The sequence below is a fragment of the Desulfosarcina sp. genome, from assembly GCF_033791525.1.
Taxonomy (GTDB): Bacteria; Desulfobacterota; Desulfobacteria; order Desulfobacterales; family Desulfosarcinaceae; genus Desulfosarcina.
The window spans coordinates 1-4604 of record NZ_JASJGN010000407.1; the positions used below are offsets into that span (position 1 = coordinate 1).

At 56.5% G+C, this 4604-nt stretch carries 4 protein-coding genes; 2 read left to right on the plus strand and 2 right to left on the minus strand.

Annotated features, from left to right (window positions below; genetic code table 11):
• Both QNK41_RS19880 and QNK41_RS19885 read left to right on the plus strand, forming a co-directional pair.
• Positions 1-241, plus strand: a 241-nt coding sequence (locus tag QNK41_RS19880) for an ABC transporter permease (protein WP_413815186.1), incomplete at its 5' end; no start/stop codon positions are given.
• Between the two features lie 30 nt (positions 242-271).
• On the plus strand, positions 272-1435 hold the full coding sequence (locus tag QNK41_RS19885; protein ID WP_319260625.1) for an extracellular solute-binding protein: 1164 nt from the start codon (positions 272-274) through the stop codon (positions 1433-1435).
• A 196-nt stretch (positions 1436-1631) separates the two neighbouring features.
• Here QNK41_RS19885 and QNK41_RS19890 read toward each other — a convergent pair whose 3' ends face one another.
• Positions 1632-2948, minus strand: coding sequence for a bifunctional lysine ketoglutarate reductase /saccharopine dehydrogenase family protein (locus QNK41_RS19890; protein WP_319260628.1), 1317 nt, complete (start codon positions 2946-2948; stop codon positions 1632-1634).
• A gap of 5 nt (positions 2949-2953) precedes the next feature.
• Positions 2954-4306 carry a saccharopine dehydrogenase C-terminal domain-containing protein gene (locus QNK41_RS19895; protein ID WP_319260630.1) on the minus strand — a complete coding sequence of 451 codons (1353 nt, stop codon included), beginning with the start codon at positions 4304-4306 and terminating at the stop codon, positions 2954-2956.
• Between the last annotated feature and the right edge of the window lie 298 nt (positions 4307-4604).

Genomic DNA, 4604 nt, shown 5'->3' on the forward strand with positions numbered 1-4604 from the left:
GTTGCCGGCAATTCTGGCCGGGGCGCTGTTTTCCTTTACCATCTCTTTTGATGACATCACGGCAACGCTCTTCTGGGCTACCGCCCAGAATCAGACTGTTCCGGTAAAGATTTTCAGCATGCTGAGAAACTCCATCAGCCCTGAGATCAACGCCCTGGGTGCCGTCATGATCGTGCTGACCGTCGCCACCCCCCTGCTGGCGGGCTATCTGTCCCGCAAATTCTCAAAGGTAAAGGAGTAACCTGACAACCCTTAACTGAAAGGAGAACCAATGACCAACGTAACGAAAGAAAAACTGGATCGGGTATACGCGGCGTATAAAAACGGCACGCTCAGCCGGCGTCACTTTCTCAAGTACCTCGGCCTTGCCGGCGCCGCCATCGGGCTGGTCGGCTCACCCTTTGGAAATACCTTGAAAGACGCCTGGGCGGCCAAGTCCATCCGTTTCGACGGATGGGGCGGCTCGGTTTCCGAGTCGTTTCGGGAACACGCTTTCAAGCCTTTTACCAAAGCCACGGGCATCGAGGTCATCGATGGCGAATTCGGTGACATGAACTCTTACCTGACGCGGGTCAAAGCTTCCTACCCACCGGGTGGGGAGTTTAACATCGCCCATCTCAGCGCCGTTTTTGACTATGCCCGCTATGCGGAATTGGGATTTGCTTCGGTACTGGATGAAACTAAAATTCCCAACCTCAAAAATGTCATGGCCTCAATGATCAAACCCTTACGGGAGATCACCAAGGGCACGCTCTCGGCCGTCCCCTACGATCTGGGACAGACCGGTATCGCCTATAACACCAAGCATATCAGCAAAGAGAAGGCCGAAAAGCTCGGCGCTTCCCTGCTGTGGGACAAAGGCTTGAAAGGCAAACTGGGCAGCTGGGGCGGCGACTTCAGGACCAACATGTGGTATGCGGCACTGCACACCGGCCAGAGCCCCAACAATATGACCGACCTGAAGGCCATATGGGCGGCATTGCGTGAACAGCGCGGCCTGATGAAAAAATATTGGAGCTCCGGCGCCGAGTTGATGAGCCTGCTGGCCAATGGGGAGATCTATGCCACGGTGGCCTGGTCCGGGCGGGTGGCCGCGCTTCAGCAGGAAGGTAACCCCATCGGCTACCTCTCCCCCAAGGGCACCTACTCCTGGATGGAATATCTCTTCGTCCTGAAGGACACCGATCTGGAGGTCGCCCAGAAGCTGCTCAATTTCATGCTGGAGCCGGCTGCGGCCATCGCCGTGGCCGAGGGACAGAATTACCCGCCCAGCCTGGATCCGACCAAGGTTAAATTAACAGAGAAGATCAAGAAAATGCCGGCCTTCGATCCCACCGGCAAACTGGACGGGTACCTGTTTGCCAACCCGTCCTACTGGAATGCCAACCAGTTGGAATGGACGGAAAAATGGGATCGCATCAAGGCCGGCAGTTAGTGTCGATCCATAAAAGGCATCTTGCGGCCCAGGCCGGCGTTCTCGCGATGTTGAAATCCTCGACGTAGCGCTGCTACGCCTCCGGTTTCAACGTCGCTGCGGCCTTAGCCTGAACAACTATCTAACATTTCTGGACAGGCACGTGTTAGCGTTGTTGTGTGGATACAATCGCCCGGTTATGGTGGCGGATTCTCCTTTACCTCTTTTTTAGATGAGCGTCCAAATACTCGTACGTCCGGGTCAACTTGCCGTTGTAAACAATCACCGCCTTTTGAATCTCGGGGGGCAGGCCCGACGCTTCAAGTGTGCTGTGGTAATCGGCCGCCAGCAGGCCGGGCACGAATGGCTTCAGCTGTTTGCTGAAAAACGCCGAGGAATCCTTGGGCAGTTCGCAGGGCAGGTTATCCACGGCCAACAATACGATCCCCTCTCCCAGATGGCCGTCTTGGGTGGTCCCTGTGACCGGATCCACCCGATAGGCCGGCATGTCACTGTCGGTTGACTTGACATTGCACTCGATCGAACCAAAGGTGTCGCAGGTAATGTCTGCAATACCGCTGAGTTTGCGTGTCCGGGTTGTTTCGTTCAGGCGTTTCAATCCCTCCCAGGTGACAAACCGGGGGTAGCGCTTGTCCCAGTAAACCGCATTGACCAGCAGGGTGATGCTGGGCAGGAACTGCTCGAAGCGGCTCTCATAGCGTTCCGGGTGATTGAAATAGTCCTGTAGGTCGAAGGCCGCCCCGGCAGCGACGGGTTTGACCAGGTCCTTCTCTTTAAAAACCGTCACGTAGACGGTGTGGCGGTTGCCACGACCTTCAGAGACAAAGGCATTGATCTCGTCGACCGTGATGCGCTCGGTCGGCAGGCAGTCGAAGATCTGCTGGGCGCCTCCGGAAACATTGCCGTAGCCTAATATGCCTACGGTGAAGGGGCTCAATTCCGCGGGCAACCCATCCCGTAAGATTTGACGGCCGATGTCTGTGAGGTGCTCCCGGGCCGCTTCGACCGAGTCGTACTGATGTGCCCGTCTGACCGCGGCAAAGGGCGTGTCGATGCCCCTGTCGGCCCATTGCTCGCCCATGAGCGATAGGATGTCGATGGCCCCGGCATCCCCGGCATAGGGGCCGAAATAGATCAGGCGGCGGCCCTTTTCATCGGTGATCTTTTCATAGTCGATCAGGGTGGACCCGCTGTCGATGATTTTTTGCAGCAGGGGCATGTTGTCTGACTGGCCCTTGATGGTGTGGGAGAAAAAGAGATAAGTCTTGTCCGCTAAAAGTTTTTCAAGGGGAATCTCTTTCACGCCGATGATGACATCCCCATCGGCCATGCCCTCGCAGCCGACGGCCCCTGCGGCCGTGAATTGGTCTTCACTGAAAAACCGCTTGTCCGATTTCTCCACGAAGGCTTTAGCGCCGGTGTCGCTCAGGATCTTTTCCAGGTCTGCCGGTACGACCGGCGCGCGGCGCTCCCAGCGGTTTTTGTCTTCGGCACGAATCAACAGTGTTTTCATGATCGTCAATCTCCCCAATAACTGCGTTCGTCGGAATCCAGGTCGGATCTCTGTTCCTTGAAACAGATGTCCATGCGCTGGCATTCCGCCAGGATGGGTTCATAGATATGTGGATGGATCGGCCTGAGCACACCGGTCAGGGTGATCTTCTCCTGGGCCAGCAGGCTGGCGGCGATGCCTACCGGGTATCCCACGGTGCGCGACATGGAGCTGTCCTCCCCGGGTATGCCACGGTCGATAAGGGTGGACTGGATGCGTTGGCGGGGCAGGTCGGGATAGATGGCTTCGAATTCGTGATGCATCACCAGCAGGTCCATTTCGCCTTCGTCGTACACCAGACGGTTTTTCAGGGTATGGGCGAACATCTCGAAGACCGATGCCGTGCCGATTTTCAACCTGCGGTCCGAGAGCAGCCCCAGCCACTCCAGTTTTTTGAGGGTCAGGGAGTGTTCCGGAATGTTGAGGTAGGCGGATACGCCCGCCCGGAGATCCTTTCCCCGGCAGTTGACGATGTTGGTCAGCACCTCGCGGGGGCTGACTTCATCAAAATCGAACTTCATCTTCTGATTGAGCAGTCCCAACTGCTTGATGAAATCCCAGGTTTCGCAGTAGCCGATGTTGCGCAGGGTCCCGCGATAGATGCCTGTGGCATCCTCGATGCCGTAAATTTTCAGATAGGGCAGGGTGTCGCGGTTGACGTAGGCTTCGAAGACGCCGGCGCCGGGAACGCTTTTCAGCCAGTAATGCCTGAACAATTCGTCCCCGGGCACCTCGATCACCTTGCCGTGTTCCATGTAGCGCCCGTCGTTAGTCGCCGCCAGCATGGCGCCCTCGGGGCTCCAGGAGAACTTGTAGCCCAACGGGTTATTGTTGCTCTCCAGCGCCGGCAGACCGCCGCAATAGGAGAAGAAACTATCTATGCGTCCGCCGTCCTTTTTGACCTTATCGATGATCTGCATGGCCGACATGTGATCCAGGCCCGGGTCCACACCCACCTCATTGAGAAAGATCAGGCCCTTTTCCTTGGCCGGCGTGTCGAGGGCCTGCATCTCGTCTTTTACATAGGAGGCGGTGACCAGGTGTTTGCCGTGGGTCAGACAGAGGTGGGCGATGACCGGATGCAGGGTCCATGGCAGCAGGCTGACCACAATGTCGGCCTTCGAGACCTGTTGTGCCAGCAGAGTCTGGTCTTTTACGTCCATGCGAACGGCCTTGCCGTTGGCATGCCCCGCGATGATGGCTTCGGCCTTGTCCACCGCCTGATCGGCCAGAACCACCTGCAGCCCGCTTTTTTCGAGCAGGTAACGAACCGCAGGTCGTGCCACCAGGCCGGCACCCAATATCAATATCTGCTTCATGATCGGATCCCCCATACGGTCCCGTTTGTCCTGGTCAACAGACCGGACGGAAAAGAATTAATTTTTAAATAGAGGGGTTTATAACTTGCCGTAATTTGTTGCCATAAATAGGACAACAATTATCAGTCCGGTGGAATGGTGTCAAGAAAATTCAGACCCGCGACCATTCGATTCATATGGGTTGAAAAACGGTTAAAGGTGTGAAACGGTACCGCCATTTACGGGGGGTGGATCGACAGGTGATCGCGTGGACTCTAAATCCACGTAGCTCGGTGCGACTCCGGGACTCCCCGCCATT

What these genes read in the sequence shown, in the direction of transcription:
- QNK41_RS19885 (WP_319260625.1), top strand. Translation starts at nt 272, where the DNA reads ATGACCAACGTAACGAAAGAAAAACTGGATCGGGTATACGCGGCGTAT.
- QNK41_RS19890 (WP_319260628.1), bottom strand. Translation starts at nt 2,948, where the DNA reads ATGAAAACACTGTTGATTCGTGCCGAAGACAAAAACCGCTGGGAGCGC.
- QNK41_RS19895 (WP_319260630.1), bottom strand. Translation starts at nt 4,306, where the DNA reads ATGAAGCAGATATTGATATTGGGTGCCGGCCTGGTGGCACGACCTGCG.